The organism is Pseudomonas sp. CAN1 (assembly GCF_030462585.1).
Classification (GTDB): Bacteria; Pseudomonadota; Gammaproteobacteria; order Pseudomonadales; family Pseudomonadaceae; genus Pseudomonas.
Window position 1 is genome coordinate 125653 of the sequence record NZ_JASMRU010000005.1, and the last position, 16973, is coordinate 142625.

Below are 16973 nucleotides of genomic sequence, written 5' to 3' on the forward strand. Positions count from 1 at the left end.
TCAGCCAGAATCCAGCACGCAGGGCGCCTGACGCGCCAGCGTTATCCGCCGCCAAGGGTATGGCGGATAACCTGTCCCAGGTTGTGCGCCCTACGTTTACCGAGCGTTTCTGGCAATTTACCGGCAGCGCAATGCGAGAAATTTCACACCAGCCGTCGACTCTCTGGCGGAAGACGCCTCAGCCTATGACAGGGGTCAATATCAGATAGCCATTAGCCATTAAATTGGCATCTCCCTGATATGAGTAATCCCCTCATGACTCTCCACCGGCATCCCGTCCAATTGCTTGTCGCGTCCGAGGACCCGGCGCTGGCCCGTCAGGTTCGTGCGCTGCTGGCCGCCTATGAGCTGCGCTGCGGCGTGATGGAAGGCCCCTGTGATTGCCAGCAGGCGCCCCTGTGCCGCTGGTTCCAGGATGCACCGCTGGGCGAGACCGGGAAGATCACCGCGCTGCTGGCCGATGCCATCGGTGTGCTGGAGCGCACCCGTCACGCTTTCCGCTCCCGCGAGCTGGGCGAGTTGCGCCAGCGCCTGAGCGGCGCGCTGGCAGAGTTGTCGGGGCCCGCGCCGCTGGTGTAAAAGACTTCCACCCGCGTTCCGCCGTTGCGGAAGCTGGCTTTGCCGGGCAGGACATGTGGGCCTGCAAGACAAAGCGCCGAGTCTGTCGCCGTCGATTTCGACTGCCGACGGGCCGGCGCTTTTTTCATGCCCGACAAAAACAGCAGACCCGCAAGGAGCCGAACATGGGCCTGGGACCGAAGCTCGAGAGCGTGCTCGAGCGCATCGGCCTGTCGACGAAGGAAGTCGAACAGCGCCTGAATTACCTGGAGTGGCAGGACGAGGATGCGCGGCACCTCAATGGCCGCGCCGGCGAACTGGAGCGCTGCCACCAGCGCTTCGTCGAGCAGCTCTACGATCACCTGCGCGAGTATCCGCCACTGGCGTCGATCCTCGCCGAACCGGCGACGCTGGCGCGGCTGAAATGCAGCCAGCTCGAATACTACCGCCAGCTATGGGACGCCCCGCAGGACGCCGACTACGTGCGCGACCGCCTGCGCATCGGGCTGGTGCACCAGCAGGTCGGCGTCGAGCTGAAGTGGTACCTGGGCGCCTATCGCCTGTACCTGAACCAGATGCTCGCCGACCTGCTGGGCGATGCCCCGGAAGCCAAGACGTACGCCAGCCTGCTCAAGCGGGTGTTCTTCGACATGTCGCTGGCCATCGACACCTACGGCGCCGCCCAGCGCCAGGCGCTGGAGGACAGCGAGGCGAGCTATGCCCGCGCCCTGCGCGGCGCCAACGACGGCATCTGGGACTGGGACCTGGGCAACGACCGCCTGTACGTCTCCGACCGCTGGGCGCGGATGCTCGGGCTGTCCCGCGACAATCTCGGCGAAGGCAGCACCAGCTGGTTCGCCCGCGTCCACCCGGACGACCTGCCCGGCCTGCGCAAGGCCATCGACGCGCACCTGCGCGGCAACAGCGCGCTGCTCAGCCACGAGTACCGCATCCGCCAGCGCGACGGCAATTACCTCTGGGTACTGGCGCGCGGCATCGTCACCGACGGGCGCATGGCCGGCTCGCAGACCGATATCAGCCAGCACAAGGCCAGCGAGCACCAGCTCAGCCACGCGGCGCGGCATGACCCGCTCACCGGGCTGGGCAACCGCCTGCGCCTGGACGAGTTGCTGCAGCAGGCGCTGATGCGCCAGAACCGACCCGGCGCGCGGGAGTCCGGCCTACTGTTCATCGATCTGGATCGCTTCAAGCTGATCAACGACAGCCTCGGCCATGCGGTGGGCGACCGCGTGCTGGTGGAGGTTGCCCAGCGCCTGCTGCGCTGCCTGCGCCCTGGCGATCACCTGGCGCGTTTCGGCGGCGACGAGTTCGTCGTGCTGCTGGATGACCTCGCCAGCCTGTGCGACGCCGAACAGGTCGCCCAGCGCATGCTCGACTGCCTGCGCCAGCCGCTGCACGTGGACGGCCGCACGCTGGTGGTCAGCGCCAGCATCGGCATCACCGGGCTGATCAGCGACGGCCAGGCCATCGACACGCTACAGGCCGCGGACCTGGCACTGTATCGCGCCAAGGAGGCCGGCAAGGCGCAGTACGCGCGCTTCAGCCGCGAGCTGCAGGAGCAGGCGCAGCGCCGCCTGGAGCTGGAAAGCGCACTGGCCCAGGCCCTGCGCCACGAGGAATTCAGTCTGCATTACCAGCCCATCGTCCACCTGGACAGCGAGCCGCCGCGCTGGGAAGCGGTGGAGGTGCTGCTGCGCTGGAAGCACCAGGGCCGCTCGGTGTCGCCGCTGGACTTCATCCCGGCGCTGGAGGAGTCCGGCGAGATCGTCCGCGTCGGCGACTGGGTGCTGCGCCAGGCCTGCCGGCAGACGGCCCAGTGGCAGCGCCAGGGGCACCGCGACCTGTACTGTTCGGTGAACCTGTCGAGCCGCCAGCTGCAGCAGCCGGGCTTCGCCGCGCGGGTCCAGCAGATCCTCGCGGAAAGCGGCCTGGCGCCGCGCAGCCTGGTGCTGGAAATCACCGAGAGCCTGCTGATGCAGGACGGCGCGGAAACCCTCGCCTGCCTGCGCGAACTGGCCGCCGAGGGCGTGCGCCTGGCACTGGATGACTTCGGCACCGGCTATTCCTCGCTGGGCTACCTCAAGCGCTACCCGCTGCACATCCTCAAGGTCGACCGCAGCTTCATCACCCGCGTGCCGGACGACCCGGAACTCAGCGCCATCTGCCGCGCCATCATCGGCCTGGGCCACAGCCTGGGCCTGGAGGTGGTGGCCGAAGGGGTGGAACGCCAGGAGCATCTGGACTTCCTCCGCGCCGAAGGCTGCCGCCACGCCCAGGGCTTCCTGTTCAGCAAGCCGCTGGCACCGGAACAACTCTTCCACGACAGCCTGGAGCACCAGCGATGAAGCTGAACCTGCCAGTCAGCGGGCGCCAGGTAGATGTCCCGGTGAACGCCAACATCCTGTCCACCACCGACCTGAAGGGCGCGGTCACCCACGTGAACCCGGACTTCCTGCAGATCAGCGGGTTTTCCGCCGAGGAACTGCTGGGCTTCAACCACAACCGCGTGCGCCACCCGGACATGCCGCCCGCCGCCTTCGCCCACCTCTGGCAGACCCTGCAGGCCGGGCGCAGCTGGATGGGGCTGGTGAAGAACCGCTGCAGGAATGGCGACCACTACTGGGTCAGCGCCTTCGTCACGCCGATCCGCCATGGCGGCAAGGTGATCGAGTACCAGTCCGTGCGCACCCGCGCTGGCGCCGCGCAGATCGAGGCGGCGGAGCGGCTGTATGGACAGATGCGCGCCGGCAAGCCTCTGCGCCGCCCACGCTTGCCGCTGGTGGCGCAACTGGTGCTCGGACTGGTGCTGGCGCAGGCAGGCGGTGCGCTGCTGGCACTGCTATTGCCGAAGCTGACGGTGCTGGGCTTCCTGCTGGCGCTTGGGGCGTCCGGCACCTGGCTGGTGTTGCGTCTGCAACCACTCGGCGCGCTGCTCGGGCGTGCGCGGAAGATTGCCGACAACCCGCTGAGCCAGCAGCTCTACTCGGGCCGCGCGGACGAATTCGGCGAGCTGGATTTTGCCTTGCGCATGCTGGAGGCGGAGACCGCCGCAGTGGTCGGGCGCATGGCCGACGCGTCGCAGCAGTTGGCCGAGCACGCCGCCGCGCTGGCCGACGCCATGGCCGGCGGCAGCGTCGCCACGCAATTGCAGCAGCGCGAGACGGAGCAGGTCGCCAGCGCCATGCAGCAACTGGCGCAAAGCGTTCAGGAGGTCGCCCGCCATGCGCAGCACAGCGCGGTGGCGGCGCAGTGCAGCGAGCGCATCACCCAGTCCGGCCACCAGGACGTGCACGGCACCCGCGGACAACTGGCGGAGCTGGAAGCTGGCGTGCGCGCGGCCAGCGTGGCGGTCGAGCAGCAGAAGGAACACAGCGAGGCGATCTCGCGGATGCTGGAGGTGATCCGCGACGTGGCCGGGCGGACCAATCTTCTCGCGCTCAATGCCGCCATCGAGGCAGCGCGCGCCGGGGAGAGCGGACGCGGGTTCGCGGTGGTGGCCGACGAGGTGCGGGCGCTGGCTTCGCGCACGGAAGACTCCGCGCGGGACATCCAGTCGCTGGTCGGCAATCTCCAGCAGGGCGCCGAGGAGTCCGTGCGTGCGCTATGGCTGTGCTGCGAGCAGGCAGTGGCCAGCTTGACCCAGGCCGGCCAGGCGGCGGGCACGCTGGAGAAGATCAGCGAGCAGGTCTCGGCGATCCAGCGCATGAGCCTGGAGATCGCCGAGGCCATCGAGGAACAGGGCGCCGCCAGCGAAGACGTGCAGCGCAGCCTGCACGCCATCCGCGGCTCGGCCGACAGCAACGCGGCGCAGGTCGGCACCTGTCAGCGCAGCGCTGCGCGGATGGCGGAACTGTCGGCGGAGCTACGGATGCTGGCGGAGCATTTCTGGGAGGGCAGCCGCGCGGGTTAACGCTTGGCGATGATGTACACGGCGTGGACGATGCCGGGGATGTAGCCGAGCAGCGTCAGCAGGATATTGAGCCAGAACGCGCCGCCGAAACCGACCTGGAGGAACACGCCCAGCGGCGGCAGGATGATGGCGATGATGATGCGGATGAGGTCCATGCGGTGGCTCCTTGTGAGTCTCTCTCGTGCATGGAATTGACCGCTGGCGAGCGGAGCGGGTTCAGAGAATTTGTGCGAGCCGGCGTGTGGGCTTGTGCAGATTGCGGCAGGGCTGGCGGCCCTCTCCCCAACCCTCTCCCTGAAGGGATAGGGGGCCGTTCGGTGTGGCGTCGGGAATCGAGCCCTCCGGGAGCGTCTGCTTTTCGTAGGAGCGAGCTTGCTCGCGAACGGCTCCGTAGCGGGGCCGGGTTCGCGAGCAAGCTCGCTCCTACAAAATTCCAACATCGGCTTTGGTCTCCGGCTCTCAAAGGAACCAGCGGTACTCCCGCGCGCTGACTTCGTTCATGAAGTCCAGGTGGTCGTGGCGTTTGTTCTCGCAGTAGACGAAGACGAACTCGCTGCCCAGGCCTTCCTTGACCACCGGGTGGTCTTCCATCTCGGCAACGGCGCCGAGCATGTCGCGGGGGAAGTCGATGCCGCTGTCGCGATCTTCGTTCAGCGGCGGGATAGGTTCCTGGCGGGCTTCCAGGCCGTGTTCCATGCCGGTGAGGATCGCGGCGAGCACCAGGTACGGGTTGGCGTCGGCGCCAGCCAGGCGGTGCTCGATGCGCAGGTTCCTGCCGTCGGACTCCGGAATGCGGATGCACGCATCGCGGTCCTCGAAGCCCCAGCTGGCCTTGCTCGCGGCGTTCACGCGGGAGCCGTAGCGGCGGTAGGCGTTGTGGTTGGCGGCGAAAATCGGCATGCAGTGCGGCAGCAGCTCCAGGCAACCGGCCACGGCATGGCGCAGGGCCTGCTGGTTGTCGCGGTCGAGCAGGTTGTTGCCGTCGCGGTCGTACAGGCTGACGTGCACGTGCATGCCGCTGCCCGGTGCGTGCAGGTAGGGCTTGCTCATGAAGCTGGCGCGGTAGCCGTGTTTGAGCGCCACGCCGCGGGTGGCGCGGGTGAACAGCGCAGCCTGGTCGGCGGCGTGCAGGCCGTCGTCGCAGTGGGCGAAGTTGATCTCGAACTGGCCCGGACCGATCTCGGCGGTGATGACGTTGGCGTCCACGCCCTGTTCGCGGGAAGCCTCGACGATCTCATGGAGCACATCGGAGAAGCGCGACAGGCGCTCGATGTGCATGTTCGGCTGGTCGTCCTCGTCGTCGCACAGCGGGTCGCGCGGGTACTGCGGCAGGCCGGCGTCGAGTTTCCTGTCGAACAGGTAGAACTCCAGCTCAAAGGCCACCACCGGGCGGATGCCCTTGGCCTCCAGGCGCTGCATGACGCGGGCGAGCACTTCGCGCGGTTCGAATTCGATGGGCGCCTCGGTGCCGTCGGAGCTGATCAGCATCTGTCCCAGCGGCTGGTTCTCCCAGCGCACCGGCTTGAGCGAGCCGGGAATCAGGCGGCGCGGCGCATCCGGGTCACCGTCGTTGAAGCAGTAGTCGCCGATGGGGTGCAGGCCGCCCTGCACGCCCAGCAGCACGCAGTTCTGCGGCAGTTTCAGCGGGCTGCCGGCGGCGACTTTTTCCAGCATGTCCACGGGGTAGCGCTTGCCGTAGAAGTGGCCGGGAATGTCCAGGCAGATCAGGTCGACGTAGCGGATGTCCGGGTATTGCTGGCGGAAGGCGCGGACTTCGCTGAGCAGGTCGGGATGCATCGGGCGGTTCATGATGTTCTCTGGGGCCTTTGTGCGGGGGCGGCCGGATCGTTTTCCCAAGCCAACCCTCGCGGGCTGGCTTGGGAAATCACGTGAAGATCCACAGCACCCTGGTTGGTTTGTCGGTGAGGTTGCCGTAGCGGAACTGGCTGTGCGGCGGCAGCTGGAAACTGTCGTTGGGGTAGAGGGTGACGGTGTCGTCCTCGTACCAGAGGGTCAGCTCGCCTTCGAGGACGAAGCCGCCCTGCTCCGAGCTGTCGTCCAGATGGCCTTCGCCGCTGGTGGCGCCGGGGGCGAGGATGCTGTCGAGCATGGAGAAGCCGCCGGACATGTTCGGCGAGGCGAGGATGTCGGTGACGCCGCCGGCGTAGTACAGGGTGCGGCGGTCGTTCGGCCGGGTGACCCAGTCGCGCTCGCGGCGAGTATCGCCGGCATAGAAGTAGGTGGTCGGTACACCCAGCGCTTCGCTGATGGCGGTGAGGTCGGCGACTGTGGGTTGCGACAGGCCGCGCTCGACCTGGGACAGGAAGCCCACCGAGCGGCCGATCTGCTCAGCCAGCTCGCCCAGGGTGAGGTTCTTGTGCTTGCGCAGGTCGCGGATCAGCGTGGCAAGGTGTTCGTTGGTGGCCGTCTGGGTCATGGCAGGGTCCGGATCAGATGAAATCCCGTAATCGATACCAGGCCTTGCCGGCGGCTTCCAGTGGCGCGGCGAAGCGCTGGCCGCCGGGGAACCCGGGATTGCGGATGCGTTGATAGAGGTCAAGCTCGTCGCTGCGACCGCACATGGCTTCGCTCACGGCGTGGGCCGCGGCCAGGCTCGGCAGCACGCCGTGGCCGGAATAGCCCTGCAGCCAGTAGAGATCACCGCGCCGGCCGATGTCCGGGGTGCGGCGCATGCTGCAGTCGATGTGCCCGCCCCAGGCGTATTCCAGCTCCACGCCCTTGAGCTGCGGGAACACCCGCTCGACATAGGGGCGCGTGGCGGCACGGATGTCCGTGGGCATGCCGCCCAGGTAGGTGCAGCCGCCGCCGAACAGCAGGCGATGGTCGGGGGTCAGGCGGAAGTAGTCGAGGACGAACTGGTTGTCGGTGACGCAGCAGTTCTTCGGCAGGAGCGAGCGGGCCAGTTCCTCGCCCAGCGGCGCGGTGGCGACCTGGTAGGTGCCGACCGGCAAGATGCGCTCGGAGACGTCGCGGTCCAGCCCGTCGATGTAGGCGTTGCAGGCCAGCACCAGGGAGGCGCAGCGCACGCTGCCATGCTCTGTGGTGACCTCATAGCCGGTGCCAGTCTCGCGGAAGCTCAGCGCACGGGTCTGTTCGAAGATGCGGCCACCGGCGCGTTCGATGGCACCGGCCAGGCCGTAGGCCAGCTTCAGCGGGTTGAGGTGTGCGGAGTTGGGGTCGTACAGGCCGGCCTGGTAGCGGTCGCTGGCGATCCACTGCGGCAGCTCTTCACGGGGGATGAATTGCAGGCCTTCATAGCCCCAGCGACGGTTGGCTTCGGCCTGCCAGTCGTAGAGCGAACCGACCCGACGTTGCAGCACGGCGGTCCACAGGTGGCCGATACGGTAGTCGCAGTCGAAGCCGTGGCGTTGCGGCAGGTCGCGCAGTTCGTGGGCAGCCCAGAGCATGCCCTGCCACAGGCGCAGCGCGCCTTCGTGGCCGAGGTCGTCCTCGATGGGGCCCAGGTCGCTGGACCAGCCCGGCAGTGCCTGCCCACCGTTGCGCCCGGAGGCAGCCCAGGCGATGCGGCTGGCTTCGATCATGCAGACCTGGCGGCCGCCTTCGACCAGTTGCAGCGCCGTATGCAGGCCGCTGAAACCGGCACCGATCACCAGGACTTCGCACTCCAGCGGCTCGCGAAGGGCTTCGCGGGGCTGGATCAGCTCGGGGTTGGCGCCGGCGTAGTAGGTGCCGACCGGTTCGGGCGAACGCAGGAACATCGCTACCTCGTGAAATTGTTCTGATTATTTTTCATGAAAAATAACAGAACAAATTTCACAAGGCTAGCCCGTCGCACTTTCGCGGACGGGCTGCGCTTCACCTCGTCAGGAAGACAGCACCGCGGCGCTGCCCTGCTCCTCGCGCTTCTGCCGCACGCTGACCACCACCACCAGCGCCACCAGAATGGCGGCGAGGATGGCCGAGGAACCGATGGTACCGAAGTCCAGCCCGCCCTTCTCGTGGGACTTGGTCAGCACGTCGCCCAGGGTCGCGCCGAACGGCCGGGTCAGCACGAAGGCGACCCAGAACAGCAGTACCGAGGACAACTTGGTGAAGTAGTGCAGCAGCACCACCACGGCGATCAGGCTGCCGATCAGCAGCGCGCCGCCGGCGAAGCCCAGGCCGGAGTCGTCGGCGAGGAAGTCGCCCAGCGCGGTGCCCAGGGTGTTGGAGAAGAGGATGGCGATCCAGTAGAACATCTCGCCCTTGAAGCTGCGGATGTTGTCCACCGACAGCGAGGTGCCGCTGAAACGCCAGGCCGCGAAGATCGCCACCAGGATGCTGATGAGGATCGCCGAACCGGTTGCGTAGCCGAGCTCCAGGGTGCGGTCCATGAAGTCCGACATGGTAGTGCCGGCGGTGCTGGTGGAGAGGATCACCAGCCAGTACAGCCAGGGCACGTAGCGCTTGCTGGCGAGCTGGCCGACCAGGGTGACGAGGAACAGGCTGATGAGGATCAGCGAGCTGATCGCATAGCCGACGTTGAGGGTCATCGACAGCAGGTCGCCGGCGGTCTCCCCCAGGGTGGTGGCGCAGATTTTCATCACCCAGAAGGCCAGGGTGATCTGTGGCAGTTTGTTCATGGGCATGTCTCCGGAAGTGAGCGGGATCGACGCGCGCCCCTTGCTGACAAAGCGCGTCGCTGCACCCCGGAGTTGGTGGGCTCCCCCGATAACCCCCTGGCGCATGGACGTGGAGACTGCGGGCGGCGCGGTGAAGAAAGGGTCAAGCCGGTATGAAAAATCCATTGGCTGACTTCCCCATCGAGCAGCCGACGGATGACAGATCACGTTCAGTTGCTATGGTTTTACGTGGGGGCGATGCGCCCGAGAACCGCTTGATTGCGCGCGATTGGCCGGCGCATGGGGATATGGATGAATCAGATGATCAAACCGCAACCGTACTGCAAGAACTGCCGACTGGCGCCGCCGACCCTGAGCGACGACAAGGTCATGGAGCTGGAGGCGATCATCAAGCCGGGCCATCTCCTGCACAAGGGTGACTTCGTGTTCCGCCAGGGCGACCCGTTCCATAGCGTGTACCTGGTGCGCTCCGGCTCGATCAAGACCTTCACCACCAACGAACAGGGCCTGGAGAAGATCACCGGCTTCTACTTCGCCACCGAGATCTTCGGCTTCTCCGGCATGGGCGAAGGCAGCTACCCGGTGTCGGCGCAGGCGCTGGAAAGCACGCTGTGCAGCGAGATTCCGTTCAACCAGCTGGAGGAGCTGTCGCTGCAGATTCCCGGCCTGTCGCACCAGATCATGCTGATGATGAGCCGCAAGATCCGCGAGGATCAGCAGATGAAGCTGCTGCTCTCGCGGCTCAACTCCGACTCGCGCATCGCAGCCTTCCTGCTGAACATTTCCGCGCACTTCCGCGAGCGCGGTTTCTCCGCCACGCGCTTCCGCCTGAGCATGTCGCGCAACGAGATCGGCGATTACCTGGGGCTGGCGGTGGAGACGGTTTCGCGCAGCTTCACCCGCCTGCAGAAACACGGGTTGATCCGGGTGGATGGGCGGGAGACGGAGATTATCGATTTCACCGAGCTGTGCGCGCTGGCCGGGGGTGAGGTCGAGCTTTGAGTTTCCGCGTGGGGGCGGGGTTCGCGAGCAAGCTCGCTCCTACAGGTTCAATGGCGGCCTGGCGAGATGCGCCAAACCGCTTTTCGTAGGAGCGAGCTTGCTCGCGAACCGCCCCCGTACCGTATCCCCTGGCCTGCACAGGGCCGTCCTTCTTTGGAGCGGAGCTTCTCCGCGATCACCGCGATAGCGGTGCAATGGCTTGCCGCTTCACGGGCACAGCCTAGGCCCCCACCATCCAGCAAGAGAGCAGAGCCCCTCACCCTAACCCTCTCCCGCAAGCGGGAGAGGGGACTGATCGGAGCAGGATAAAACGGCGCCGCCAGCCGGCACGGACGGCTCCCTCTCCCTGCGGGAGAGGGCTGGGGTGAGGGGAAAGCTCTGGCGCCAGGCCTCCCCTCAGTTGCCATCAAGTCCCGATCACTCCCCCATCATCCTTGGTGATCACCAGCGTCGTGGAGCGCGGGATGCTCTTGCCATCGCTGGCCGGGAAGCTGAGGGTCGGGTGCTGGATGTTCACCCACAGTGTCTTGCCGTCCGGGGTCTGGGTAATGCCGGTCAGCTCGCAGCCGCGCGGGCCGACCAGGAAGCGGCGCACCTCGCGGCTGTGCGGGTCGGCGCAGAGCAACTGGTTGCAGCCCATGGCCTGCATCGGCGCTTCGGCGTCGTCGTAGTCGGTCTCGATCCACAGGCGCCCGGCGGTGTCGAAGTACAGGCCATCCGGCGAGGAGAAGATGTCGCCGTTGATGGTGCCGATCAGGTTCTCCGGCGCGCTGGCGCCCTGGTGCTCGCCGGCCAGCAGGAAGATTTCCCACTGGAAGCTGGTGGCGGTCGGGTCGCCGCCGGCTTCGTTCCAGCGCAGGATCTGCCCGTGGAGGTTTTCCTTGCGCGGGTTGGCGGCGTCCACCGGCTGCTTCTTGCCGCGGGCATCGTTGTTGGTGAGGCTGACGTAGACCTCGCGGGTGGTCTGCTGCACGGCGACCCACTCGGGGCGGTCCATGGGCGTGGCGCCGAGCTTGTCGGCGGCGGCGCGGGCATTCACCAGCACCTCGGCCTGGCTGGCAAAGCCGTTCTCGGCGGTCAGGCCGTTCTGCCCATGCACCAGCGGCAGCCACTGGCCGCTGCCGTCGGCATTGAAGCGGGCGACGTAGAGGGTGCCTTCGTCCAGCAGGTCGGCGTTCGCTGCACGGTTGCTCGCGTCGTATTTGCCGGCCGGGACGAATTTGTAGATGTACTCGCCCTTGGTGTCGTCGCCGTAATAGAACGCCATGCGGTTGTCGGCGCCCAGCGAGAGGGTCGAGCACTCGCGGCAGAAGCGGCCGACGGCGGTGCGCTTTTTCGGCGTGGAGGTCGGGTCGAACGGGTCGATCTCCACCACCCAGCCGAAGCGGTTCGGTTCGTTGACGTGGCCGCCGTGGGGCTGGTCGGCTTTCGGCGTGGCGTCGAAGCGCTGATCCACCGCTTCCCAGGCGTAGTAGTTGCTGAACTGGCCGTTGGACAGGCCGTAGCGCTTGTGCGAAACGCGCTTGGCGTAGTCGGCCTTGTCGCGGTTGACGAAGTACTGATGCCAGTTCTCTTCGCAGGCCAGGTAGGTGCCCCAGGGCGTGACGCCCATGGAGCAGTTGTTCAGGGTGCCGAGCACCTGCTTGGCCTCGGGGTCGCTGGCGGTGCGCAGCAGGTCGTGGCCGGCCAGCGGACCGGACAGGTCCAGCGGCGAACTGCCGGTGATGCGGCGGTTGTAGCGCGAGCCTTCGACGCGCTGCCACTGGCCGCCGGCGTCCTTCTTCACCTCTATCACGCTCAGGCCGTGAGCGGCGATTTCCTTGCGCACCTCGCCTTCCGGGCGGCCGCGCGAACCGTCGGGACGATCCTCGAAGGTCTGGCCCCTGGGGTGCAGCGTCGGGTTGATGTACTCGTGGTTGATCACCAGCAGGCCGTGGCTGTCCGGCGCATCGGGGAAGGCGAAGTAGTGCATGCCGTCATGGTTGTCGCCGGCCTGCAGCTCCTGGGCTTTCCAGTCTTCGCTGGCGTCGCCCTTCCAGGCTGGCGAGCCGCTCACCACGGCGTCGCCCCAGGAGAAGAACGGCCGCGCACTGTAGCCTTCGGCAACGATTACCCGGTCGAACTTCGGGTCCTGCTGCACCGGCACGCCCTTGAAGCCCAGCAGCGCGGTGGGCACCGGTGCGTCGGCGGCGAACAGCGAACGGCCGGGGAACAGGCTGCCGCCAAGGAAGCCGACCGCACCCAGCACCAGGCTGTTCTTCAGCAGGCGGCGGCGTGAGGCATCGATGATCTCGCTCATCGGCACGTTGCCGGAGGGGTTGATCGACTCGTCGTCGAAGGCAGCCAGTCGGTCGTGGAAATCCTGGAAACGCTCGCTCATCAGAAGGTTCCTTCCGCGCGGCCGCCTTTCTGACGGCTCGGGTTGTCAGTAGAAGCTATCGGCGGAAGGTTAGGAACGCGGTGTTACGTCGGCATGACAACGCCGCCGAGCCCTGTGACAGGCTCGGCGGCGAGGATAAAAGCCGCCCCACAGGACCAAGACGACGTCCGGGGGCGGGCGCGAGGGCATTTGCGGAACAGTGCGGCTCAGCTTTGCAGGCCGCCCTGCTCCAAACATTCGGGGCCCGCCAGGCGAGCCGTCCAGTCTTCCAGCACGCCACTGGTGAGGCGTTGCGCGGTGGTCTTGCGCCAGCGCAGGGAAAGCGCGTCGCAGGCCATCATCAGGCGCAGGCCGGTACGTTCCAGCGGGTGGCCGAAGTACCAGTCCAGCAGGCTCGCCACGCTGAGCTGCGGGTAGTGCCGCTGCACCAGCTCCAGCGGCGCGTCGGCGGCAACCATGCCGGAGCGGCGCACCCGGTAGAACCAGCCGCAGCGCCCCTGCTCCTGCACCTGCTGCGGCAGCTCGGGCAGGTTCCAGCGCCGCGCCAGGCGGTAGCTGGGCGAGCGCGGCTGGCTCACTTCGATCAGCGCCTCGCCCCAGCGGAACAGGTCGCCGATGCAGACCTCCTGTTCACTGAGGCCGAAGGTCGACAGGTTCTCGCCGAAGGCCGGCTGTCGCCAGCGCGTCTGCGGGTGCTGCTTGCGCCAGTGGCGGTAGTGCTCGGCCGGGTAGTGGTGCAGCGCGCGGTCCAGGCCGCCGGCGCGGCGCAGGTCGGGCCGTGCGTCCCCCGGCAGCCCTTCGGCGCCGAGCCAGACTTCCTGATGCGCTTCCAGGCGGTCGATATCGCTGAGCAGACCTCCCCAGCTTTCTTCGACTTTGCCTATGAAAACGCCCTGGATGACGATGCTTTCCACCTTTGTCTACCCATCTGAGACAGCGGACAAGCGCTAGAGTAGAGGCTTGGATAGGCGACTATCCATTTCGATTTTCCAGTTTCGTTGATAAGCAGACCTTATGGATTTCCGCCAGCTCCGCTATTTCGTCGCGCTCTACGAGGAAGGCCATGTCGGGCGCGCGGCCGAACGCCTGGCAATTTCCCAGCCGGCGCTGTCGCAGCAGATTCGCCAGTTGGAGCAGAACCTCGACGTGGCGCTGTTCCAGCGCAGCGGCAAGCGCCTGCTGCCGACCGCCGCCGCGCACACGCTGTACAACCACGCGGTGCCGCTGCTGGAAGGCCTGGAACGCGCCCGCGAGGCGCTGCGCGGTTTTCGTGGGCAAAGCGCGCGCAGCCTGGTCATCGGCGTACTGCAGACGGTCAACGCGAGCCTGGTGCCGCACCTGGTAGAACGCCTGCACGCAGCGCAGCCGCACCTGCAGGTGCGCATCTACGAACTCTCCGGGGTGGAGATCGAACGGCGCCTGCTGGCCGGCCAGCTGGATATCGGCATCGGCTTCCTGCCGCCGCGCCAGCCGGCGCTGCACGGCCTGGAGCTGTACCCGGACGAGCTGCAACTGGTGATCCCGGCGGAGCATCCGCTGAAGGACTTCAAGAAGGTCTCGCTGGCCCAGGCAGCGGAACTGCCGATGCTGCTCTTCGGCGAGGAATTCCGCGCCCGGCAGATCTGGCAGGAACAACTGGCCGCCATCGGCCGGCGGCCACGGGTGCAGGCGGAGTTGAACCACATGGGCGGCATCCTCGACAGCCTGCCGCAGAGCCGCTTCGCCACGGTGCTACCGGGACGCGCAAGGCAGATGCATGCGCACAAGGACCTGCTCTGGAAGCCCTTGAGCGAACCGCGCATTCCGCTGAGCGTGGGGTTGGTCTATCGCGATGCGCAGCGGCAGCAACCGACGGTGGAGCTGCTGCGGTCGTTGCTGGATGGGGCGGTGTGACGAGGCGGGCTCCAATCAGCCACGTAGGGCGCATAACCTGGAACAGGTTATCCGCCGTCCCGATAACCAGCGGCGGATAACGCTGGCGCGTTATTCGCCCTACGGTGACGTTCGACCGCGCGTGGGAGCGGACTTTGTCCGCGATGGTTTCCGGCGCGCTGCGAGCCTATCGCGGACGGAGTCCGCTCCTACGCCAAGGTAGAGTCCCGAGGCGAGAGGAAATCGCGGGCAAGAAAAAACCCCGCTTCTTGCGAAGCGGGGTTTTGCAGACCGATATCCTGACGTCCATGCAGGCCACCATCCGTGGTGGAATCCCTATATTTCCGTGTTGTCTTTGGCGCTTCCTGCGCAATGTCCTGACTGAGGAGAAGGTTACCGCCGCAGGCCGTTATCAGAAAGACGCCGATCACCACCGCTGTTTGTAAGCTTTGGCTTACACGGATTCGAAATACCGTCCTTCGCAAAAGAAATAACCCCATGAAAAAGCCCCGCCGAAGCGGGGCTTTTTCGTCAGCCGCTTAGAACTGCGCGGCGTCCAACAGGTACAGCGATTCGCTGCCGGCCTTCACCGAGGCGGACAGGGAGTGGATACGCGGCAGCAGGCGGGCGAAGTAGAAGCGCGCGGTGCCCAGCTTGCTGGTGTAGAACTCGTCCTGGCCTTCCTTGCCCAGCGAAGCGCGGGCCATGAGAGCCCACATGTACGCGTAAGCGGTGTAGCCAAAGGCGTGCAGGTACTCGACCGAAGCGGCGCCGATCTCGTTCGGGTTGCCCTTGGCGCGATCCAGGACCCAGGCGGTCAGCTCATCGAGGTTCTGCACGGCGGCGTTCAGCGGGCCGGTAAATTCGGCCAGCTCGGCGGAGGCCGAGGCGGTGAAGGCGCGGATTTCATCAGTGAACAGCTTGGCGTAGGCGCCACCGCTACCGACGATCTTGCGACCCATCAGGTCCAGCGCCTGGATGCCGTTGGTGCCTTCGTAGATCTGGGTGATGCGGCAGTCGCGCACCAGCTGCTCCTGGCCCCACTCGCGGATGAAGCCGTGGCCGCCGAAGATCTGCTGGCCGTGGATGGTGGTTTCCAGGCCCATGTCGGTGAGGAATGCCTTGGCCACCGGAGTCAGCAGGGCGACCAGTTCCTCGGCTCGCTTGCGGGTGGTCGGCTCTTCGCTGTACTTGGCGGTGTCCAGCTGCATGGCGACGTAGCTGGAGAAGGCGCGGCCGCCCTCGTTCAGCGCCTTCATGGTCAGCAGCATGCGACGCACGTCCGGGTGGACGATGATCGGGTCGGCGGCCTTGTCCTTGGCAACCGGGCCGGTCGGTGCGCGGCTCTGGATACGCTCACGGGCGTATTCCACGGCGCTCTGGTAGGAGCGCTCGCCAGTGGCCAGGCCCTGGATGCCAACGCCCAGGCGCTCGTAGTTCATCATGGTGAACATGGCGGCCAGGCCCTTGTTCGGCGCATCGACGATCCAGCCGGTGGCACCGTCGAAGTTCATTACGCAGGTGGCGGAACCCTTGATGCCCATCTTGTGCTCGATGGAGCCACAGGACACGGCGTTGCGCTCGGCCAGCGAACCGTCGGCATTGACCATCACCTTCGGCACCAGGAACAGCGAGATGCCCTTGGAGCCGGCCGGCGCGTCGGGGAGCTTGGCCAGGACCAGGTGGATGATGTTCTCGGTCAGGTCGTGCTCGCCGCCGGTGATGAAGATCTTGGTGCCGGAAATCTTGTAGCTGCCGTCAGCCTGCGGTTCGGCCTTGGTGCGGATGATGCCCAGGTCGGTGCCGGCGTGCGGCTCGGTCAGGCACATGGAACCGGCCCAGGTGCCGGCGTACATGTTCGGCAGGTACTTGGCTTTCAATTCTTCGCTGGCATGGTTGAGCAGCGACAGGCAGGCGCCGGCGGTCAGCATCGGGTACAGGCCGAAGGACAGGTTGGCCGAGTTGACCATTTCCTCGACCTGGGCGCCGATCACCTTGGGCATGCCCATGCCGCCGAATTCCGGCGCGCCGCCCACGCCCACCCAGCCGCCTTCGGCATAGGTGCGGTAGGCCTCGGGGAAGCCCGTCGGGGTCTTCACGCCCTCGGCGCTCCAGCTGCAGCCTTCTTCGTCGCCGCTGCGGTTCAGCGGGGCGATCACGCCGCCGGTGACCTTGCCGGCCTCTTCGAGGATCGCGGCAGCGGTCTCGACGTCGACGGTCTCGGCCAGGGCGGGCAGTTCGGCCCACAGGTTGGCGACCTCGAAGACTTCATTGAGGACGAATTGCATGTCGCGCAGGGGAGCTTTGTAGTCAGCCATGATGGATCCTCGAACGAAAACGACGGCTGATCAGGCAGCCAGCGGTATCAGAATAGGAGGTACACGAAGGTACGCCGCCGGAGTTTACTCCAACAACTTTTCAGACTTTAAGCGTCATGTTGTGACCGAGCAATGACATATTGGTCACAATATGTAGCGAGAACCGAGGAGGCCCGCTAGAAGCGGGCCTCCGGGTCTAGCACGCGGATTAGCGAACGATTCGCTCCGCCGACAGCGCGTAGGGCGCATAACGCCACCGGCGTTATCCGCCATTCCGGCCGGCGGATAAAGCGTTCCGCTTTATGCGC

At 66.4% G+C, this 16973-nt stretch carries 13 protein-coding genes; 5 read left to right on the plus strand and 8 right to left on the minus strand.

Annotation, left to right across the window (positions count from 1 at the left end; genetic code table 11):
* Nucleotides 1-255: 255 nt before the first annotated feature.
* The 3 genes from QO207_RS09440 to QO207_RS09450 all read left to right on the plus strand — a co-directional run bounded on the left by QO207_RS09440 (nucleotide 256) and on the right by QO207_RS09450 (nucleotide 4489).
* Nucleotides 256-579, plus strand: a complete 324-nt coding sequence (locus tag QO207_RS09440; protein ID WP_301532188.1) for a hypothetical protein — start codon at nucleotides 256-258, stop codon at nucleotides 577-579.
* Between the two features lie 164 nt (nucleotides 580-743).
* Nucleotides 744-2924: a bifunctional diguanylate cyclase/phosphodiesterase gene (locus QO207_RS09445; RefSeq protein WP_301532189.1), complete on the plus strand. Its 2181-nt coding sequence runs from the start codon at nucleotides 744-746 to the stop codon at nucleotides 2922-2924.
* Nucleotides 2921-4489, plus strand: coding sequence for a PAS domain-containing methyl-accepting chemotaxis protein (locus QO207_RS09450; RefSeq protein ID WP_301532190.1), 1569 nt, complete (start codon nucleotides 2921-2923; stop codon nucleotides 4487-4489). The genes QO207_RS09445 and QO207_RS09450 overlap by 4 nt, the downstream gene beginning before the upstream one ends.
* Here QO207_RS09450 and QO207_RS09455 read toward each other — a convergent pair.
* The 5 genes from QO207_RS09455 to QO207_RS09475 all read right to left on the minus strand — a co-directional run bounded on the left by QO207_RS09455 (nucleotide 4486) and on the right by QO207_RS09475 (nucleotide 9093).
* Complete coding sequence (locus QO207_RS09455; protein WP_184596848.1) at nucleotides 4486-4644, minus strand: YqaE/Pmp3 family membrane protein; 159 nt, start codon at nucleotides 4642-4644, stop codon at nucleotides 4486-4488. The genes QO207_RS09450 and QO207_RS09455 overlap by 4 nt on opposite strands.
* Nucleotides 4645-4948: 304 nt before the next feature.
* The gene (locus QO207_RS09460) at nucleotides 4949-6298 is read right to left on the minus strand and encodes a glutamine synthetase family protein (RefSeq protein WP_301532191.1); all 1350 of its coding nucleotides are present in this window, start codon (nucleotides 6296-6298) and stop codon (nucleotides 4949-4951) included.
* 76 nt (nucleotides 6299-6374) lie between these two features.
* Nucleotides 6375-6926 carry a helix-turn-helix domain-containing protein gene (locus QO207_RS09465; RefSeq protein ID WP_045212753.1) on the minus strand — a complete coding sequence of 184 codons (552 nt, stop codon included), beginning with the start codon at nucleotides 6924-6926 and terminating at the stop codon, nucleotides 6375-6377.
* Between the two features lie 13 nt (nucleotides 6927-6939).
* Complete coding sequence (locus tag QO207_RS09470; protein ID WP_301532192.1) at nucleotides 6940-8229, minus strand: FAD-binding oxidoreductase; 1290 nt, start codon at nucleotides 8227-8229, stop codon at nucleotides 6940-6942.
* 105 nt (nucleotides 8230-8334) lie between these two features.
* Nucleotides 8335-9093 carry a hypothetical protein gene (locus QO207_RS09475; RefSeq protein WP_301532193.1) on the minus strand — a complete coding sequence of 253 codons (759 nt, stop codon included), beginning with the start codon at nucleotides 9091-9093 and terminating at the stop codon, nucleotides 8335-8337.
* Nucleotides 9094-9384: 291 nt separating this feature from the next.
* Between QO207_RS09475 and fnr the strand changes: the two genes are divergently transcribed.
* Complete coding sequence (gene fnr / locus QO207_RS09480) at nucleotides 9385-10095, plus strand: fumarate/nitrate reduction transcriptional regulator Fnr (protein ID WP_301532194.1); 711 nt, start codon at nucleotides 9385-9387, stop codon at nucleotides 10093-10095.
* 406 nt (nucleotides 10096-10501) lie between these two features.
* On the opposite strand, the gene QO207_RS09485 is transcribed toward fnr, so the two are convergent.
* Both QO207_RS09485 and QO207_RS09490 read right to left on the minus strand, forming a co-directional pair.
* Entirely contained in the window at nucleotides 10502-12475 is a 1974-nt protein-coding gene (locus tag QO207_RS09485; protein ID WP_301532195.1) for a PhoX family phosphatase, read from the minus strand.
* A 206-nt stretch (nucleotides 12476-12681) separates the two neighbouring features.
* Nucleotides 12682-13389 carry an MOSC domain-containing protein gene (locus QO207_RS09490; protein WP_301532196.1) on the minus strand — a complete coding sequence of 236 codons (708 nt, stop codon included), beginning with the start codon at nucleotides 13387-13389 and terminating at the stop codon, nucleotides 12682-12684.
* Between the two features lie 100 nt (nucleotides 13390-13489).
* Between QO207_RS09490 and QO207_RS09495 the strand changes: the two genes are divergently transcribed.
* The gene (locus QO207_RS09495) at nucleotides 13490-14368 is read left to right on the plus strand and encodes a LysR family transcriptional regulator (protein WP_301532197.1); all 879 of its coding nucleotides are present in this window, start codon (nucleotides 13490-13492) and stop codon (nucleotides 14366-14368) included.
* A gap of 518 nt (nucleotides 14369-14886) precedes the next feature.
* On the opposite strand, the gene QO207_RS09500 is transcribed toward QO207_RS09495, so the two are convergent.
* Nucleotides 14887-16665, minus strand: a complete 1779-nt coding sequence (locus tag QO207_RS09500; protein WP_301532198.1) for an acyl-CoA dehydrogenase C-terminal domain-containing protein — start codon at nucleotides 16663-16665, stop codon at nucleotides 14887-14889.
* Between the last annotated feature and the right edge of the window lie 308 nt (nucleotides 16666-16973).